Source organism: Pseudomonas sp. FBCC-B545 (genome assembly GCF_059134095.1).
Genome location: NZ_CP101441.1, coordinates 3,131,131 through 3,150,003, shown reverse-complemented (window position 1 = coordinate 3,150,003; position 18,873 = coordinate 3,131,131). Strand labels below are relative to the sequence as shown.

Sequence of the window (18,873 nt, the reverse complement as noted above, 5' to 3'; positions counted from 1 at the left end):
CAGCGACGGCTGCGCCAGCGCGCAGCCGTTGATTATTGGCATAGCCCGCCTATTTCTTCGCACCACCCGGCAATACGCTGGCCAGCACCTGCTTGGCGGTTTGCACGATTACCCCGGCCTCCTGCGGATCCCCCTGAAGCAATGTGGAGGCAAACTTCTTCGCCTGCTCCAGCTTGATATGCGGCGGCAGTGGCGGCACGTTGGGGTCGGTCTTGAATTCGATCAGCACCGGGATGTCCGATGCCAGCGCCTGTTCCCACGCCGCGGCGACGTCGTCTTCATGCTCGACGAAGATGCCTTTGAGCCCCAGGGAAATGGCGAACAGGTGGTACGGCACATCGGGAATATTCTGCGAGGCTTCGAACTTCGGATCGCCTTCCATGACCCGCTGCTCCCAGGTGACCTGGTTGAGGTCTTCGTTATTGAACACGGCGCAGATCCACTTCGGGCTTTGCCACTTTCGCCAATACTTGGCCACAGTGATCAATTCGGCCAGGTTGTTCATCTGCATCGCGCCATCCCCCACCAGGGCCACGACGGTGCGTTGTGGATGGGCAAATTTGGCCGCGATGGCGTAGGGCACGGCGGCGCCCATGGACGCCAGGCCGCCGGACAGCGAGCATTGCATGCCGCGGCGGATCTTCAGGTCGCGGGCGTACCAGTTGGCGCAGGAGCCGGAGTCACAGGTGATGATCGCGTGGTCCGGCAGGCGTGGCGACAGTTCATGCACGACGCGCTGCGGGTTGATCGGCTTGGCCTTGGCCAAGGCGCGTTTTTCCAGGGTCTTTTCCCAACTGTCACGCCAGCCTTCGACCTGCTTGCGCCACTTGCGCTGGCTCTTGTGTTCCAGCAAAGGCAGCAGCGCCGCCAAGGTTTCCTTGGCGTCACCTACCAAGTTGACTTCCATGGGGTAGCGCAGGCTCAGCATGTCCGGTTGCAGGTCGATCTGCACACCACGGGCTTGGCCTTCCTTGGGCAGGAATTCGGAATAGGGAAACCCCGAACCGATCATCAACAGGGTGTCGCACTCGGTCATCAGCTTATAGCTGGGCTCGGTGCCGAGCAGGCCAATGCTACCGGTGACCCAAGGCAAGTCGTCAGGCAGCACGGCCTTGCCGAGCAGGGCTTTGGCGGCTCCGGCGCCCAGCGCCTCGGCAATGGCGATGACTTCATCGGTGGCTCCCAAGGCACCGGCGCCAACTAGGATGGCGACCTTTTCGCCGCCGTTCAGCACCTCGGCGGCGCGCTCCAGGTCATTGGCATAGGGCAGTACCCTGGGCTTGGTGTAGCCGACGCCGGAATGCGCAGTGCCATGGGCTCGGGCTGGCGCTTCGTAAGGCTGCTCCTGCAGATCGTTGGGCAGGATGATCGCGGTGACCCTGCGCTCGCCCACAGCGGTGCGCACCGCGCGGTCCACTAGATGGCGCACCTGCGCCGGGACCGAGGCCTGTTGCACAAAAGCCCCGGCGACATCCTTGAACATCGAGAGCAGGTCCAGTTCCTGCTGGTAATGACTGCCCAGTGCGGCCCTGGACTGCTGCCCAACAATAGCCAGCACCGGCATGTGGTCCATACGCGCGTCATACAGGCCGGTGAGTAAATGCGCAGCGCCCGGGCCGGAGGTGGCGATGCATACCCCCAGTTCGCCGGTGAACTTGGCATGGGCCGAGGCCATGAAAGCGGCCATTTCCTCATGGCGCGCCTGGACGAATTCGATTTTGCCCTTGGCCCGATTCAAGGCGCCGAACACCCCGTTGATACCGTCGCCGGGGTAACCGAAAATACGCGTTACGCCCCACTCGCTGAGCCGTTCAACCAGAAAGTCGCCTACTGTCATTGTCATCGGATTGTTTTCTCCTTTATTTCAGAGAATAGAAGTCCCTGCCGTCGTGCATAGTCTTGCGAGGGCACGCTGCCAGGGTTAGTTCAGCTTCATTTGCGCATATTCGGATCAGCGCGCCGTTACCGCTTTCACCCCTTGCTGTGTTCCGGCGACGACGGGCCTTTGGTTACGCCACGGGGCCCGGCCACGCTCCATATCACCGCGCCGACAAATGGCAACACCACCACCAGGGCAGTCCATCCGGCCTTGGTGCCCGAGGTTTTGTCGCTGCGCCATACGCTGTTGATGATCCACAGGTCGAGTAATACGAGGATGACTGCCAGGCCTATCCAGAAATACGTGGTTTGCATGCTGCACCTCCAGGTCAGTGATGCAAGTTAGGTCAAGGGCGAGTGCGAGAGGTTCAATATAAAGGCAACTAAGCGAAGCGGCCGTTTACCCTATGGGCTCAGTTTCGGCGCGCTTGAATGGATCGCAAAAGTTATACGAAGCGGCACGAATTAGCGCTGACTTGTACAAGTTTTTTGCACTGCACTACCATTCATCGCCGCGCCGAAAAATTTTCAAAACGTTTTCGCGGTCGCTCTTCTCGAAGTAAATGCCCGCTGCATCAATGGGCAACTAGCGAAACGACACTTACTTTTGGAGAACGATCATGACCACAAGTAATAAAAACCCTGGAAACTTCGCCAACGATCAACAAAAAGCTTCCGAGGCGGGTAGGAAAGGTGGCCAGGCATCTGGCGGCAACTTTGCCAACGACCGTGAAAAGGCGTCGGAAGCCGGCCGTAAAGGTGGGCAACAAAGCCATGGCGGCGGCCGCAAGTCGTAATTGACGCGACGGTGGGGGCGGCAGTGCCGCCCCTTCTTTTCGACAGTAAGGAGTTGAACATGCAAGCGCCAGTTGATGTGCAGCCTGACGACTTATCTCGTGAGGCTATTATGGAAGGACGAACCGAACCGAAAACGGCAGTGCGTTCGAACCCGCACTCATGTTATGAACACTTGCAGGTTGCCAAACAGGCTGAAATCACCGTTGGTACTGAGCGCGCGCTACCTTTATGCGAAAAGCGCTTATAACCACCGCTCATAAAGGCGGCACATTGTAATTAGTCTGAGCAAGACTGCAAAACAACCTTTAACTTGATAGTTAATGCGGTTAATGCAGGTTTCATTTGCGAGGGACGACATGCCTCTACACGCTATCAACTTCACCGGCCCGATCAATGCATCGACCTGTAGCCAACTCATCGAAAAGGCCACGGTTGCCGTACAGCAGGGTGCCAGCTGCCTGGTGCTGAATATTGCGACCATGGGCGGTGAGTGCAGCTACGGTTTTACGATGTACAACTTTCTGCTGGCCCTGCCGATTCCCGTGCATACCCACAATCTGGGCACGGTGGAGTCGATGGGCAACATTATTTTCCTGGCCGGTGAGCGCAGGACTGCCTGCGCCCATAGCAAATTCCTGTTTCATCCGTTTCATTGGCACCTGCAAGGCGCCGTAGACCATTCGCGCATGTCGGAGTACACCATGAGTCTGGACTACGACCTGCATCTGTACGCACGCATCGTGGCCGAACGTACCCACGATGCCATCGAACAACTGGAAACCGAAAAGTACCTGATCGCTGCGCCGCGCATCTTCGATCCGCACCAGGCCATGGCCTGCGGTTTGATCCATGGCATTGAGCCGACGCTCATCAAGGCAGAATTGGTCACCAGCTTCATTCACTCCTAGCGCGCCTGGACCCGGCCCGGCGTACAGGTTGGAATCGACAACCCCAGGCTCTCACGCAACGTCGAGCCTTCATACGCCGTGCGGTAGACACCGCGCTCCTGCAGCAACGGAATGACTTCCCGGGTGAATCGATCAAACTGCCCAGGGTGCCCGATATAGATATTGAACCCATCCACGGCCCGCGCTTGCAGCCAGCCAGCCATTTTCTCTGCGACCGTGACGGCGCTGCCAACGAAGGCGCCGGGGCGCAGTTGCCGGCCAAACTCGACGGCTTGGCGCAGGGTAAAGCCGTTTTCCCCGGCGTGATCAGCGATGCGCTTGGCCGCAGTGAAAAAGCTGCTGCGTGCCGCCTCCAGGCTCTCTTGGGGGAATGGCGCATCCAGGTCGTACTGGCTGAAATCATGCCAGCCGAAGTTACGTCCGAATTCCTTGAGTGCCAGTTCAAAACTATGGTCGAGCTGATGGTAGTGCTGCTCGATTTCCCTGGCGTGCGCATCGGTATCGCCCACGTAGATTTCTGCCCCGGGCATGATCAATATCTGCTCCGGATCGCGCCCCCGTTGCAGCGCCCTGCCCTTGATATCCCGGTAAAACGCCTGGCCCTGCTCGATGCTGGCCGCATGGGTGAAAATGACATCCGCCGTGGCGGCGCCCAGGTCACGGCCAGGCTCTGAGTCGCCGGCCTGGAAGATCACCGGCTGGCCCTGGGGTGAGCGCTGGATATTCAGCGGCCCGACCACGGAGAAATGTTCGCCCTGATGATTCAGGCTGTGCAGCTTGCTCGGATCAAGAAACTGGCCGGTAGCCCGGTTGCGCACAAAGGCATCCTCCTCATAGGAGCTCCACAAGCCCTGCACCACTTGTACATGTTCAGCGGCGCGGCCATAGCGCGTGGCATAGTCATAATGTTCGTCGCGGCTGTAATTGCCCGCAGTGCCGGCATCGCCGCTGGTCACCACGTTCCAGCCGGCGCGGCCTTTGCTGATCAGGTCCAGGGATGCCAGGCGCCGGGCGACGTTATAGGGCGAGTTGTAGGAGGTGGTCAGCGTACCGACCAGGCCGATATGCCGGGTGCTCACCGCCAATGCCGATAATAGCGTCAGCGGTTCCAGGCGATTGAGGTAATGGGACGGCGAACCTTCGGTGATGAACTGGCTGTCGACGATAAACATCAGGTCGAACAGCGCCGCCTCGGCCTGGCGCGCAATGTCGATGTACCAGTCGACGTTGACGCTGGCATCGGCCGGCAATTGCGGGTCAAGCCACAGGTTATGCCGGCCCGGCCCGCCGCAACCCATGGTCAGGGCGCCGAGTTTGAGCTGTCTTTGAGTCATTGTGCAGGGGTTCCTTGAAGAGTCCCGGGCTGGGCTTCGGCCACGGCAGGCTGCAAGGACGCCGTGAATGAAGGGTCGAACAGGGTGGCGGCCGGGTAGGACTTGACCAGGCCCTGGCTGGCAAAAAACTCCACGGTCTTTTGCGCTTCCACAGGCGTCTGGGCCGTCAATGGCTCGACGGTGGTGCGCGCACGGGCAAACCAGGCGCGGGCGATGTCAGCGTCGGCGCGGGTGCGCTTGGCCCAGGCGTCGGCATACGCATTGGCGTTGGCCGGGTTCTGCCGGGCCCAGTCACGGGCTTTTTTCAGGCGCTGGAGAAAATCGCTGATGGGCCCACGCTTGGCCTCGACGGCACCGGCATTGGCGGCAATGAAGCTCTGGGCGGGAATCAACCCCTCGGCGGTCGCCAGTACCCGCGCACCCTGGCGCTCCTGTTGCGTGACGTAGGGTTCCCAGGTGGCGATGACGTCAACCGAACCGCCTTCCAGCGCATGGGACGCATCCAGTGCACTGAGGTAGCGCCATTGCAGGGTGTCTGGTGCCACCCCCGCGTTGTCCAGCGCGGTCAGCAGCAATTGCTGGCTCCAGGAGCCTTTCCAGATCGCCGCGCGTTTACCGGCAAGATCGGCCAGGCTGTGGATCGACGATTCTTTTTTCACCAGGATCGCCACGCCCTCGAGGTTCTGTCGGCTGACCGCGATCACCTTGATCGGCGCGCCCAATGCGCCCAGGAACAATACCGGCGCATCCCCCAGCAGGCCTATATCCAGGCTGCCGACGTTGAGCGCCTCGGCCACCGGGGAGCCGGCGGTGAATTGCTTCCAATCCAGTGTGTAGGGCAGATCATCCAGCACCCCCGCCGCTTCCATCACGGCCTGAGCGTTGTAACTCTGGTCGCCGACGACCAGGGTGTGTGCCTGTGCCGTCAGGCACAGTAAGGCGGCGGTGAACCCCGCCGCCAGTGTTGTCAGGTAACGCACGTTCGTCTCCAGATGCCCGGTCAGGGCATTTCAAGTCGATCCGCGCGCGCGGTCTCGGCAATGGTTGTCAGGGTCGATACGATGAGGTTGCAGTGATCAGGTGTAAAATACCCATAATGCATAACGTAATTCTTTAATAATGCAGCTATTGCATCTAATTGATCTTCTGGCCGGCTTCTCCATCCTCAACCCTTTAACCGACCCGTCATGGGCTCGCTACGCGGGCCATGCTCAAACGTCATAATCCTGCGGGCGTCTGCGTGGTAATCTCACGCCACCACGAATAGACATTGATCGTCACTTGACGATGACCAAAGCCAGGAAAGAACATGCCCAAGATTTCTCACTCAGCGCTACGCCGCAACTTCCGTGACCTGCTTGCAACGCCCATCTGCGTTGAAACCGCTTCCGTATTCGACCCCATGTCTGCTCGCATCGCGGCCGACCTGGGTTTTGAAGTCGGGATCCTGGGCGGCTCAGTCGCTTCCCTGCAGGTACTGGCGGCCCCCGATTTTGCGTTGATTACCCTGAGTGAGTTCGTTGAGCAGGCCACCCGCATTGGCCGTGTTGCCCAGTTGCCGTTCATTGCCGACGCCGACCACGGCTATGGCAACGCCCTGAATGTGATGCGCACCGTCGAAGAGCTGGAGCGTGCCGGCGTCGCGGCGCTGACCATTGAAGACACCCTGCTGCCTGCACAATTCGGGCGTAAATCCACGGATCTGATTTCGGTCGAGGAAGGCATCGGCAAGGTCAAGGCCGCCCTTGAAGCGCGGGTCGACCCTGAGCTGTCGATTATTGCCCGCACCAACGCGGGTGTGCTGCCCACCCCAGACGTGATTGCACGCACCAAGGCCTATGAAAAGGCCGGTGCCGATGGCATTTGCATGGTCGGGGTCAAAGACTTCGAGCACCTGGAGCAGATCGCAGAAAACCTCACCGTGCCGCTGATGCTGGTGACCTATGGCAACCCACAACTGCACGACAGCGAGCGCCTGGCCAGCCTGGGCGTACGTATCGTGGTGGCCGGGCATGGCGCCTACTTCGCCGCTATCAAGGCCACCTACGACAGCCTGCGTGCGCAGCGCCAGCTGACCCACAGCACTTCGAACCTCAGTGCAACGGAACTGACCCACACCTACACCTTGCCCGAAAGCTATGTGGCGTGGGCCGAAGAGTTCATGGACGTTAAAGAGTAATTACTGTCGCGGTACTGCCTGAATCACTCAGGGGCCAGCCGCTTGCGCATGCCTGCGCTGGCGGCCGGACCGGCCTGTACAAGGCACTGGTCCAGTGGCACTACCGCACCTTCAGCCGTTGCCATCATCGGCTGCACCGGACGGCCCGTATCGCGTTCCACCACCTCCACACTGGCGCCCTCTTCGGCGTAATGCCGGTTGCCCCACGCCACCAATGACATCAGCACCATACGGAAGTCCTCACCCTTGGCCGTCGGCACATATTCGTAGCGTGGCGGCCGCTCGTTGTAGGCGCGGCGCTCCAGCATCCCCGCCTCGACCAAGCCATGCAGGCGCCGGGTCAGCATGTTGGGCGCGATACCCAGGCTGCGCGAGAACTCATCGAAACGCCGCAAACCGTGCAACGCGTCACGCATGATCAAGATGCTCCACCACTCCCCTACCCGCTCAAGGCTGCGGGCGATTGGGCATTCGTCACTGATGAGGGATTTGCGCTGCATAAGAAGTCCTGGGTGCGAGTTCATACTTGTGTGGCGCAATGTTACTTTCATGATGATAGTGACGTCCATACGCTAGGTATCCCTCAAGCAACAGGAGTCGATTGATCATGAGTAAACGTATCGTCGTGACGGGCATGGGCGCGCTGACGCCACTGGGGTCGAGCGTGGAATCCACTTGGCAACGCTTGCTGGACGGACAGTCGGGTATCCGTCGTTTGCCGCAAGCATTGATCGGTGATTTGGCGATCAGTATCGGCGGCCAGGTGCAAAACATGGAGCAAGACCCCGAAGCCGGATTTGACCCAGATCGACTGTTGGCCGCCAAGGAACAGCGCAAGATGGATCGTTTTATCCTGTTCGCCCTGGCGGCGGCGGATGAAGCCTTGATGCAAGCCGATTGGGCACCGAAAACGCCCGAGGAGCAGGAGCGCACCGCAACCATCATCGCTTCCGGTGTCGGTGGTTTCCCGGCGATAGCCGACGCGGTGCGCACCACCGATAGCAAAGGCCCGCGTCGTTTGTCGCCATTCACCATCCCGTCGTTTTTGAGCAACATGGCCGCCGGGCACGTGTCGATCAACTACGGCCTGAAAGGTCCCCTGGGCGCGCCGGTGACCGCGTGTGCGGCCGGCGTCCAGGCCATCGGTGACGCAGCGCGCATGATCCGCGCCGGGGAAATCGATGTCGCAGTCTGCGGCGGTGCCGAAGCGGCAATTCATCGGGTCAGCCTTGCCGGCTTTGCCGCGGCACGAGCGTTGTCCAGCGCGTTCAATGACGCGCCGGAGCGTGCTTCACGGCCGTTCGACCAGGCACGCGATGGTTTCGTGATGGGCGAAGGCGCAGGCATTCTGGTCATCGAGGAACTGGAACATGCCCTGGCCCGCGGTGCGCAGCCGATTGCCGAGCTGGTGGGGTATGGCACCAGTGCAGACGCCTACCACATGACGGCCGGGCCGGAGGATGGAGATGGCGCGCGTCGGGCGATGACCCAGGCGCTGCGCCAGGCAGGCATCGACGCGTCGCAGGTGCAGTACTTGAACGCCCACGCGACCTCCACGCCGGTAGGTGACAAAGGCGAACTGGCAGCGATCAAGACAGTCTTCGGTACCGGCAGCGGGCCGGCCATCAGCTCGACCAAATCCGCCACCGGCCACTTGCTCGGCGCGGCTGGAGGTATCGAAGCCGTGTTCACCGTGCTGGCCCTGCGTGACCAGATCGCGCCAATGACGCTCAACCTGGACAACCCGGACGCTCTCGCCGACGGCCTGGACATGGTGCGCGTTGCGGCGCGGCCCATGCCGATTGAATATGCGCTGTCCAATGGCTTCGGCTTTGGCGGCGTAAACGCCAGCGTGCTGTTCAGGCGTTGGACGTGACCTGGGGTTTGCCCTTGAGGTGAATTTCGCGGACCATGGCGCGTTTCTGTCCCTGCCAACAAGAGGTGCCCATGGCCAACCACGACCTGTCCTACACCCCCGACCCGGATGCCGATTCCATTTCTTCCGATGTTATCGGCTTCAACGGCATCCTGGTTTCCACCCAAGTGCCAACCCGCGCCGACGGCAGCCTGGAACTGGGCGATATCACCCTGCAAAGCGAATGCACCCTGCAAGCCTTGAAAGTCGCGCTGGAAAAAGCCGGCAGCTCCATGGACCGGGTCATGCACCTGACCATCTACCTCACCGACATGGCCGACCGTGCGGCGTTCAACGAAGTCTACAAGCGCTTTTTCGCCAAACCATGGCCGGTACGCGCTGCGGTGGGCGTTGCTGCGCTGGCTGTGGAAGGCATGCGTGTCGAAGTGACGGCGATGGCGGCCAAGGCCTGACGGCCACCGAGTATTCGCATGGTGCGCCGCGAACCAAATATGGGAGGGGCATGGGTATCTACACAAATCTGACGTAGCGACCGTCAGTAACCACGATGCGCAGCGAGCCGCTCTTGATCTTGATCTGCTTTTGATCTTAGGCGCCCCGTTAAACCACGCTGGCCGGAATTCGACAGGGATTTGGGGGGTAAACCGGCAGGGATGCCGGTTTAGCCGCCCCGCGCCATGGATGGCGCGTGGCGGCGGCCCCCCAAATCCATGTCGGATTACGGGTACACCGAGCCTGGGCGAGGTGCCGAGTGGTGGGGCAAGAGCCTTTTGGTTACTTTTGGGCTCTTTTCAAAAGTGACCCGCCGTCAGGGCGGAACCAATAGCCGCCGTTACCGCAGGAATGGATATGTACTCGGTCTGATCCAACATCCTGGTCGGCCCTGAGGCCGCCATCGGGAGCAAGCCCCCTCCCACAGGTACAGCGCCATACCAGAAATTGTGTAGATACCTATAGCCATTGGGGCAAGCCCCCTCCCACATTTTTACCGAGTGCAGTCAATCAGACCGCCACGAAATCAAGTTCCCTCGTCGCAAATTCAGGGGCACGCCACGCCTGCCCTCCCCCTGATCGATACCAATGATCAGGCGGTCGACCCAAGTGATTGGACGCTCTGCCTGCCAGCTTCTAACCTGACGGCCTGCACCACCACAGAAGCCTGCCATGATCGTTCGTCCAAAGCCCAACCTCCTGGGTATCCTGTTTTCTCTCAAGGGCTCGATTGCCAAGCGCATTGCCTGGCGCAGCCTGATGGTCACGCTGCTCGCCTCAGTGATCGTGCTGGTGGAAACCCTGCACCCGGCGTACTTTTCCAAGGTCAACGCCACGCCGTTCACCTTGCTGGGTTTGTCGTTGTCGATCTTCATGAGTTTTCGCAACAATGCCTGCTACGACCGCTGGTGGGAGGGCCGCAAACAGCTTGGGCAAATGATCATTGAGGTGCGTTCGCTGATCCGCGAAACCCAGGTGCTGGGCGACACCGTCGAGCGTAACGGCTTGTTGCGCGGCCTGTGCGGTTTTGCCCACGGCTTGATCGCTCATCTGCGCCGTGAAGATGAAACCCGCGCGATAACACCCTGGATAGCGGTGCAAGCAAGCCACCCCAACCTGCCTGACAGCGTGCTGCAAACACTCGGTGCGCGGTTTTCCGCACTGGCCTGCCAGGGTGTGATCAGTGAGTGGCGCTACACCCAACTGGAGGCCCGGCTGGTCAGCCTGAGCCAGGTGCAGGCGTCGTGCGAGCGCGTCAAGACCACACCGCTGCCCTTCCCCTACACCCTGCTGCTGCACCGTACCATCTACCTGTTCTGCATCCTGCTGCCATTCGCCATGGCCGAGCCGCTGGGATGGTTGACGCCGGTGTTCACCGCTATCGTCAGCTACACCTTCTTTGGCCTGGATGCGATCGGCGACGAATTGGAGGACCCGTTCGGCTTCGACGAAAACGACCTGCCGTGCGATGCCATCCTGCGTACCCTGGAGCGCGAGATCCTCGCGGCCCTTGGCGTAGACGAACTACCTCCTGCCCTTGAGCCGCTGGATTACGTGCTGACCTGACGCCGGTTTGACACCTGCCTTGCACTGACCGAAGCTTGGGGCTTTGCTGCTCGAGCTTTCGGACACCCGCATGTCAAAGTCACGCCGTTATTCCATCATCGGCCTGTGTGCCCTGTTGCTGATCGTACTGGTCAGCTGGTTTTTTTCCCGCACCGCACCTGTCGCCGTGACACCCGCCATTGCCCATGGTTACTCCAAGGCATTGAAGCAGGCACACAACGGTGAGCCGGGCGCGGCGCGGGTGCTGTATCAACAGCTGGGGCGCCCGGACCTGTCGCCTGAACGCCGCGCCGCCTTGCATGCCGAGTTGCCCAATTACCCCAGCCCTCAAGCACTTAAGCTGGCGGATAAAGACTTGGCCAATGAATCGCCAGTGGTGCGCGAAGCCGCGATTCACAGCATCGTCGGCCTGGTACCCAGCGGCCAGCGCACCTTGCTGCTCGGCCCGGTCCTGGATGATCCCGAACAGCCAGTGCGCTTTGCCGCCGCCAATGCCTTGCTCGGCCTGTCGCCGGATACCCTGGGCTTGTATTTCGGCCCCCTGCAGCAGGTGCTCGACGAGTTCGTGAAAACCCTCAAGGCCCAGCCCGAGACCGCCGAAGGCTGGATTCAACTGGCACGCCTGTACATCCACAGCGCCCTGTTGCCGCAGGCACAAAACGCCCTGGAGCAGGCGATGCGTTTGCAGCCGGATAACTTGCAGGCGGTCGTGTCGCAGATCGAACTGCTGGACAAGCAAGGCAAGAGCGACGAGTCGCGCCAGCTGTTGGCGCGGCAATTGGCGGCGCACCCGGAGTCGGCCTACCTGCAGCATGCCCTGGGCATGTGGCTGCTGCACCATGGCGAGCGCCCGTATGCGCTGCTCGGCCTGTCCAAGGCGGTGGAGCTTGAGCCGGACAACCAGGATTACCGCTACGACCTGGCCACCACCCTGCATGCCCAAGACGAAGTCGAGGCAGCCCAGCGTCAACTGGAAGAAATCGTCCAGCGTCATCCGGCCAACCGCAAGGCCCGCGTGCTGCTGGTCAACTACTGGAAAGAAACCGGGCAACTGCAGAACGTCCAGGTACTGCTCGCGCAACTGGAGCAGCAGAACCCGGACGACCCGGCGCTGCAACAAGGTCTGTAGGCGCCAGCTTGCTCGTGCCGTACCGGGGCCTTCTGCATTTTTTACGAAACGTTGAACCGCCACTGGCCACTACGGTCAAGTAAATATGGCGCGTCCCTCTCGGCGCGCCCCTCTACTTGTACGTGACCCGAGGGCACTTCTTGTCTACATCCAAAGAGCTGTTCAGTGAAAAGGCGGCCACCGGCATCGAAGGTCTTGATGACATTCTTGCCGGGGGGCTATCGCGCAGCCATCTGTTCCTCCTGGAAGGCGAACCCGGCACCGGTAAAACCACCGTGGCGTTGCACTTCCTGCAGGCCGGCGCGCAAAACGGTGAACGCTGCTTGTATATCACCCTGTCGGAGACTGAGCGCGAATTGCGCCAGGGTGCCAAGTCCCATGGCTGGGACCTGGATGACAATATCTTTATTTTCGAATTGACCCCACCGGAGAGCCTGCTCAACGCCGAGCACCAGCAAAGTCTGCTGTATTCCTCCGACCTTGAACTGGGTGAGGCCACCCGCCAGATTTTTGAAGTGGTAGAACGGGTCAAGCCGACCCGCGTGGTGGTCGACAGTCTCTCGGAAATCCGCCTGCTGGCGCAAAGCTCCCTGCGCTACCGCCGGCAGATCCTGGCCATCAAGCATTACTTCGTGCGCTATGACGCGACTGTATTACTGTTGGATGACCTGACCACCGAATCCCTGGATAAAACCGTGCACAGCGTTGCCCACGGGGTGATCCGACTTGAGGAACTGACCCCCAACTACGGTGCCGAGCGCCGCCGTGTGAGGGTGGTGAAATACCGCGGCCAGAAATACCGTGGCGGTTTTCACGATTTCACCATCATGGGCGACGGCATCCACGTGTTCCCGCGCCTGGTGGCAGCTGAGCATCGTGGCGGCTACAACCGCCAGACATTGACCTGTGGCATCCCGGAACTGGATTCGCTGCTCGGCGGCGGTATCGAGACTGGCTCCAGCAGCCTGATCCTTGGCCCGGCCGGCACCGGCAAGTCGCTGATCTCGATGATCTTCGCCGCCGCCGCGGTGGCTCGTGGCGAGAAAGCCGCATTGTTTATCTTCGATGAAGAACTGGGCCTGCTGTTCGAGCGCATGAAAAACATGGGCATCGACCTCGCTGCGTTGCAAGGCACCGGCAACCTGCTGATCGAACAGGTCGACGCCGCTGAGTTGTCCCCCGGCGAATTCTCGCACCGCGTACGTCGCTGCGTGGATGAAGGCGGCATCAAGACCGTGGTCATCGACAGTATCAACGGCTACCAGGCTGCCATGCCGGAAGAGAACGCGCTGATCCTGCACATGCACGAGCTGCTGCTGTACCTCAATCGCCGCGGTGCCGCGACCTTCATGACCGTGGCCCAACATGGATTGGTTGGCGATATGCAAACCCCCGTCGACATTACCTACCTGGCCGATACCGTGATTCTGCTGCGCTATTTTGAAGCCCTGGGCAAAGTCCGCCGGGCCATTTCAATCATCAAGAAAAGGACCGGCTCACACGAGTCGACCATTCGCGAATACCGTATCGGCAGCCGCGGCATGACGGTTGGCGAACCGCTGGATAATTTCCAGGGTGTACTGCGCGGCATTCCGATTTATATGGGCGCCGGTTCCCCACTGCTGAAGGATGAGGGCTAGTGCCGGCTCTTTCTCCGGTCTCAGAACGTGCCATCGTCCTGGCACCCATGGGCCGCGACGGTTCGCTGGCGCTGATGATGCTCAATGAGGCAGGCTACAGCGGCATGGTGGTCAGCAACCTAAGCGCGCTGTGCGAAGCCATGGAGCAAGGCGCCGGCATGCTGATCATTGCGGCCGAGGCGTTGCGCGGCGTGGATCTTGAGCCGCTGCTCAATCATTTGCACCAGCAGCCGGCGTGGTCCGACCTGCCTATCGTGCTGATGACCCATCACGGCGGCAAGGAGCAGAACGGCACATCGCACTTGAGTGGCTTGCTGGGTAACGTAACGTTCCTGGAGCGCCCCTTCCACCCGGTCACGCTGATCAGCCTGGTCAGCACCGCCCTGCGCGGTCGGCGGCGCCAATACGAAGCGCGCGACCGATTGATCGACCTGAGCGAAAGCGAACTGCGCCTGCAACGCATCCTGGAAACCCTTGAACAGCAAGTCGAAGAACGTACGGCGCAATTGCGGCAAAACGAAGAAGCCTTGCGCCAGTCACAGAAAATGGAAGCCGTCGGCCAGTTGACCGGCGGCATCGCCCATGACTTCAACAATATGCTTACAGGGATCATCGGCAGCCTGGAGTTGCTCCGCAGGCGCGTGTCCCGCGGCAAGCTGGATGATCTGGACAGCCTGATCGACCTGGGCGTCACCTCGGCAAACCGCGCTGCCGCCCTCACCCACCGCCTGCTGGCTTTCTCCAGGCGCCAGTCATTGGATTCCAAACCCGTGGAAATCAACCAATTGGTGTCCTCCATGGGCGAGTTGCTGCAACGCAGCATCAACGAAAGCATCGCACTGGACATGCGCCTGGCGAGCACGCTGTGGACTGCCGAAGCCGACCCCAATCAACTGGAAAGTGCACTGCTCAACTTGGTCATCAATGCCCGAGATGCGATGCCCAACGGCGGCAAGTTGATCGTCGAAACCTGTAACCGGCATCTGGACAGCGTATTCACTGCGGCCTACGGCACCTTGCAGCCCGGCGATTACGTTGAGCTGAGCGTCAGCGATACAGGCTGCGGGATTCCCGAACATCTGATGAACCGTGTGTTCGACCCGTTTTTTACCACCAAGCCCATCGGCCAGGGCACGGGGCTGGGACTGTCGATGATCTACGGCTTCGCCCGCCAATCCCACGGCCATGTGACGATTCACAGCGAACTCGGCAAAGGCACCACGGTAAGTTTGTTTCTGCCGCGTTTCATTGGCGAGATGCAGACACAGGAGCCGATCAACCCGACATTGTTGCCGTTTGCCAGTGCGGGGGAAACCGTACTGATCGTCGAAGACGATCCCGCTGTCCGGGTATTGGTCAGCGCCGTACTCAAAGAGTTGGGCTATGGATTTGTCGAGGCGTGCGACGCGGATACGGCGGTGCCGATCATTGAGTCCGGGCAACGCATTGATCTGATGATCAGCGATGTCGGCTTGCCCGGCATGAACGGGCGGCAATTGGCAGAAATTGGTCGGCAGATTCGCCCGGCTCTCAAGGTGTTGTTCATCACCGGTTATGCCGAACATGCGGCGGTGCGCGGGGGCTTCCTGGACCCCGGGATGCAGTTGATCACCAAGCCGTTCACCTTTGATTTATTGACGGCCAAGGTGCGGGAGATGATCCAGGCGTAGAGCAGTCAGAACTCGTAATAGGCTGTAATGGTTTAACAAGCAGCAGATGGAATCGATGTAGGTTTCTTTCCACATAGGGTTGCGAACAACTTTTGTAAAGAACCCAAACTACATCGATCTGGACCATTTCTGATGACTTATATTCCTAATTCACGTCTGCCTGAACTGTCTACGCCTGCGCGGATTAATGCAGGTTCCTCCCCCACGCCACTGACGCTTATCGATACAGAGGTTTCCAGGCACGACGTTGAAACACCCCAGGACAAGGGTGAACGAAGCCTGGCCAGGTTGTATGCGCAAGCGTTGAATCAACCGCCGGGGTCTGATGAGAAACCTGGACAGAGGACCGTCAAGGATATCCCGCCGGCATCTGCTTTCGGACAGTGGAGGACACTTCTTCATGAAATCCTCGATAGCCCGCAAATGAAAAGTTGGGCAGCCGAGAAAGGCGTCAGTCTGTCAGCTCGTAACATCATCGATATAAATGGCACCCTATACGTCCCGGGCTCGTTCGGTTTTGGAACCGTTGACCTGCGTGAATTTGTTGGTTGGCCTTTGCTTAAGAGCGTCGTTACGGCCCTTGCAGGTTCTGGCACCTCCGTACGGTCAGACACAGCCACCACGGCAAGGATCTCGGACATCGGCCAATTTTATGGCCACTCCCTGCCTTTTGATCCCTCCCTCTCACCCTCAGAGCAAGAGGCGTCCATCACCGATTACATCGCCGGGTGGGACCGCAAAGGTACCCTTGGCGCAGACAGTTCCAATCTCCCTTCCAAGATGGATCTGGACCGTTATACCGCACAACTCGGTGACCAGAACAACCAAACGACCGTGATCGCGGTAGTACCCAAGCTGGCAGCTGAGGCATCCAAAGGCATAATGGAAGATCTCGCTAGCGCAAGTGAACAGTCGAACCTTACCGAAGACGAATATTTGGAGGTGTCCAAGCAGTCCAAGCGCCAGCGGATGCAGACTGCTCTGGATACGCCCATCGATATAGACCCTGCCTCCTCCTACGCCCTGAACCACGGGCTGAAGCCTGGCGTGGCGGTGACCCTTCGCGAGTATATAGAGGCCCATGGCTTGTTGGTTCCAACGGAGCCTTCAGAGTTAGAGGCCATTGCAAAGTCTCTGGCAAGTCCGCCGCTGGAAAAGCCGGCACACGGTAATATGGGTGGGGCCCTGTCGTGGCCTACGCTATTGAGCAATCAGGACCAACGCCAACTCAGTCGCGTCGTTGATGATGTCTTGAAAACAGAGCCAGAGGGCGATTTACTCGAGTATCTGACCCGTGATATCGAATTGGATGAGAACGCTGTCAAGAATGACCCGCGTCGCGTCATTGACGACATCCTCAAGTCAAGCAACGCTCAAACCCTAGGTCGCGCTGCCGAGCAGGAAATCGGTGAAATCGCTTCGTCGGAACCTATCAACGACTGGGTTCTGGCAGCGCTCCATGTCTCCCTGGAGAAGCAGAACGTATTCACCAGCCCGTCGCTCTCTACCAGAACCAATATCGCTGGATTCGATTTGAATAGCGTTGCTGGGCGAAGCGCTTCCTACATACGCGCAGCGTTGGCTGATTACTTGATCCAGACTGGCAAAGCGACGCCGCGAACGGTCGACCTTGCGGTGTTTGTACTGTTGTCACGCAAAGCCCCGGAACTCTTGGTGAAGGATATACCTGAGAGCTTGGTCAAGGGTTCCCACGCATGGGTGACTTTTACGACGGCTGTGGCTCGTATTGAGGCGCAATCTCCGGGTTCGACCAGCTCAATGACTTATGCGCAGATCATGCTGCGACATGAGCTGGCTCCCGTCACACGGGCAGACAAACTGGTGGAATCACTGGCCCAAACTGACGCACTCAAAGATTGGGGCCGCAACAACGGCTTGCTCGGAGGCAACGCGGAAGATAAATACCCAGACACTAAAATGAACGAAATACGCTTTGAGTTCAGCAAGCAAGTGTTTGAGTTGAGTAATGCTTCCAATACGTTTGCGATGGAAAGCCCTGACCTTCACAAATGGGCAGTCGCTGAAATAAAAAGTCAAAACCCACATTTATCAGAAGAGCAAATCAAAGAAAAGGTCTTAGACCCTAAAGAATCCGGCATTTTAGAGTCCCTAGGCCCCTACTCACTGCTGGATATATTTCTCAATACACGCGACTACCTTAATGACATCGATTTTTCCAAGTACACCTCTCGAAGCAAAAGCATAGATCTCAATGCAATAACAGTTAAATCCGGCTCAAGAGCTGATATCAAGTCCCGATTTGAAAATGGTGTTGAGTTATATTTCAATCGCTTTGAAGCGGCTGTGCAGGCGCAAACCAAATACTTGATTTCGACACTGCCGATCGAAGACCGCGAGATCATTGAGCATGGCAAAGTCTCGGTTGCCAGAGAAATGTCAGTTAGTACAAATAATTCTGGTGCATCCGATAAGAAATCAACGCCTGGAACCCTAGTAGTGCGCAGCGAGTTCAAGGACCGGGAGGGTAATGAAAGCACCCATACCTATGAAATAAACATAGCATCTAACACCATCAGCAAACGTGACGACTTGAACGATAGGGAGATCGCCCCTCTTCCTGACGACTTTAACGCAGGTGTCAGCTCGACGTTCCTCGAACCCCTTGTTCCTGACGGCGATCATGACGAAACTGCACTTCAGGGCTCCTCCCTTAACACTGTCAATGATACGCCCAACAGCTATTTCAGCGAGAAAACCCGGTATATCGCCGACGCCATGGTAAAAAGCGTGGATATTCGTGATACAGAAGAAAAGCTGCGAGGGAAAACGACGTTCGATACAGAAGTTCCTTTTTGGGCAAAAGCCGAGTACTTCGCACGAGGGCTCATTCCAGGCTATAACGCCATCAATAACTTTATTGACGGCAAGTGGCGTGAGGGTCTTGTTGATTTGTCATTTGATGTCTTTGGCTTTCTTCTATCAGGCGTGGGGGGCGCTGCAAAGGCTATCGGCTCCGGGCTGCAGGCCGGAGCGACTGCCGGCCAAGCGTTCGCGTATGGCGCAAAAAAACTGGCGCGTAGCGCCATAGGGGCCCTCAACCCCGCAGATCCAGTGGGACTGGGGCTGGCCGGCGTGCAATCAGGCCTGGAAGCACTGGATAGGCATGCCCGCCAAGGCGACAGGGCTTCCAGGCCTATTTTCAAATATGACTTGGTCAACACGTTCAGGGGCGTTGATAACGCCACAATAGGCACAGCCACCATGCAAGGCGCGACGGAGGACGTCGCAGCAACCCAGAAGAATGGCAAGTGGTATGCCCTGGATCCCGTCAGCAAACAACCCTATGGACTCCCTCTGAAGGATTTCAGCCCTTCCAATTGAAGTACCTGGGGGCTCGAAGAATCTTGCCAGGCTAGAAAGG

At 59.1% G+C, this 18,873-nt stretch carries 16 protein-coding genes; 11 read left to right on the top strand and 5 right to left on the bottom strand.

Annotation, left to right across the window (positions count from 1 at the left end):
* Positions 1-49: 49 nt before the first annotated feature.
* Both NMB39_RS14730 and NMB39_RS14725 read right to left on the bottom strand, forming a co-directional pair.
* A complete protein-coding gene (locus NMB39_RS14730) occupies positions 50-1,843 on the bottom strand; it encodes a thiamine pyrophosphate-requiring protein (protein ID WP_494340556.1) in 1,794 nt (597 codons plus the stop codon).
* A gap of 128 nt (positions 1,844-1,971) precedes the next feature.
* Entirely contained in the window at positions 1,972-2,193 is a 222-nt protein-coding gene (locus NMB39_RS14725) for a PLDc N-terminal domain-containing protein (protein ID WP_043050188.1), read from the bottom strand.
* A gap of 305 nt (positions 2,194-2,498) precedes the next feature.
* On the opposite strand from NMB39_RS14725, the gene NMB39_RS14720 reads away from it, so the two are divergent.
* The 3 genes from NMB39_RS14720 to NMB39_RS14710 all read left to right on the top strand — a co-directional run bounded on the left by NMB39_RS14720 (position 2,499) and on the right by NMB39_RS14710 (position 3,584).
* Entirely contained in the window at positions 2,499-2,675 is a 177-nt protein-coding gene (locus NMB39_RS14720) for a con-10 family general stress protein (RefSeq protein ID WP_043050189.1), read from the top strand.
* 59 nt (positions 2,676-2,734) lie between these two features.
* Complete coding sequence (locus tag NMB39_RS14715; protein WP_124356127.1) at positions 2,735-2,923, top strand: hypothetical protein; 189 nt, start codon at positions 2,735-2,737, stop codon at positions 2,921-2,923.
* A 109-nt stretch (positions 2,924-3,032) separates the two neighbouring features.
* A complete protein-coding gene (locus NMB39_RS14710) occupies positions 3,033-3,584 on the top strand; it encodes an ATP-dependent Clp protease proteolytic subunit (protein WP_494340557.1) in 552 nt (183 codons plus the stop codon).
* Here the strand turns inward: NMB39_RS14710 and NMB39_RS14705 are convergent.
* A complete protein-coding gene (locus NMB39_RS14705; protein ID WP_494340558.1) occupies positions 3,581-4,918 on the bottom strand; it encodes an LLM class flavin-dependent oxidoreductase in 1,338 nt (445 codons plus the stop codon). The two genes, NMB39_RS14710 and NMB39_RS14705, sit on opposite strands and share 4 nt — an antisense overlap.
* Complete coding sequence (locus NMB39_RS14700; protein WP_198718995.1) at positions 4,915-5,898, bottom strand: ABC transporter substrate-binding protein; 984 nt, start codon at positions 5,896-5,898, stop codon at positions 4,915-4,917. The genes NMB39_RS14705 and NMB39_RS14700 overlap by 4 nt, the downstream gene beginning before the upstream one ends.
* 329 nt (positions 5,899-6,227) lie before the next feature.
* Between NMB39_RS14700 and NMB39_RS14695 the strand changes: the two genes are divergently transcribed.
* Complete coding sequence (locus NMB39_RS14695; RefSeq protein WP_057022278.1) at positions 6,228-7,097, top strand: isocitrate lyase/PEP mutase family protein; 870 nt, start codon at positions 6,228-6,230, stop codon at positions 7,095-7,097.
* A gap of 23 nt (positions 7,098-7,120) precedes the next feature.
* On the opposite strand, the gene NMB39_RS14690 is transcribed toward NMB39_RS14695, so the two are convergent.
* Positions 7,121-7,597 carry a winged helix-turn-helix transcriptional regulator gene (locus tag NMB39_RS14690; protein WP_494340559.1) on the bottom strand — a complete coding sequence of 159 codons (477 nt, stop codon included), beginning with the start codon at positions 7,595-7,597 and terminating at the stop codon, positions 7,121-7,123.
* 107 nt (positions 7,598-7,704) lie between these two features.
* Between NMB39_RS14690 and fabF the strand changes: the two genes are divergently transcribed.
* The 7 genes from fabF to NMB39_RS14655 all read left to right on the top strand — a co-directional run bounded on the left by fabF (position 7,705) and on the right by NMB39_RS14655 (position 18,833).
* The gene (gene fabF / locus NMB39_RS14685; protein WP_057022276.1) at positions 7,705-8,973 is read left to right on the top strand and encodes a beta-ketoacyl-ACP synthase II; all 1,269 of its coding nucleotides are present in this window, start codon (positions 7,705-7,707) and stop codon (positions 8,971-8,973) included.
* 71 nt (positions 8,974-9,044) lie between these two features.
* Positions 9,045-9,425, top strand: coding sequence for a RidA family protein (locus NMB39_RS14680; RefSeq protein WP_043050195.1), 381 nt, complete (start codon positions 9,045-9,047; stop codon positions 9,423-9,425).
* A gap of 712 nt (positions 9,426-10,137) precedes the next feature.
* Positions 10,138-11,031: a bestrophin family protein gene (locus tag NMB39_RS14675; protein ID WP_057022274.1), complete on the top strand. Its 894-nt coding sequence runs from the start codon at positions 10,138-10,140 to the stop codon at positions 11,029-11,031.
* 70 nt (positions 11,032-11,101) lie between these two features.
* Positions 11,102-12,160 carry a tetratricopeptide repeat protein gene (locus NMB39_RS14670; RefSeq protein ID WP_057022273.1) on the top strand — a complete coding sequence of 353 codons (1,059 nt, stop codon included), beginning with the start codon at positions 11,102-11,104 and terminating at the stop codon, positions 12,158-12,160.
* Between the two features lie 140 nt (positions 12,161-12,300).
* On the top strand, positions 12,301-13,800 hold the full coding sequence (locus tag NMB39_RS14665; RefSeq protein WP_043049926.1) for an ATPase domain-containing protein: 1,500 nt from the start codon (positions 12,301-12,303) through the stop codon (positions 13,798-13,800).
* The gene (locus NMB39_RS14660) at positions 13,800-15,470 is read left to right on the top strand and encodes an ATP-binding protein (protein ID WP_494340560.1); all 1,671 of its coding nucleotides are present in this window, start codon (positions 13,800-13,802) and stop codon (positions 15,468-15,470) included. Before NMB39_RS14665 ends, NMB39_RS14660 begins: the two co-directional genes overlap by 1 nt.
* 132 nt (positions 15,471-15,602) lie before the next feature.
* A complete protein-coding gene (locus NMB39_RS14655; protein ID WP_494340561.1) occupies positions 15,603-18,833 on the top strand; it encodes a hypothetical protein in 3,231 nt (1,076 codons plus the stop codon).
* The last annotated feature ends 40 nt before the right edge of the window (positions 18,834-18,873 follow it).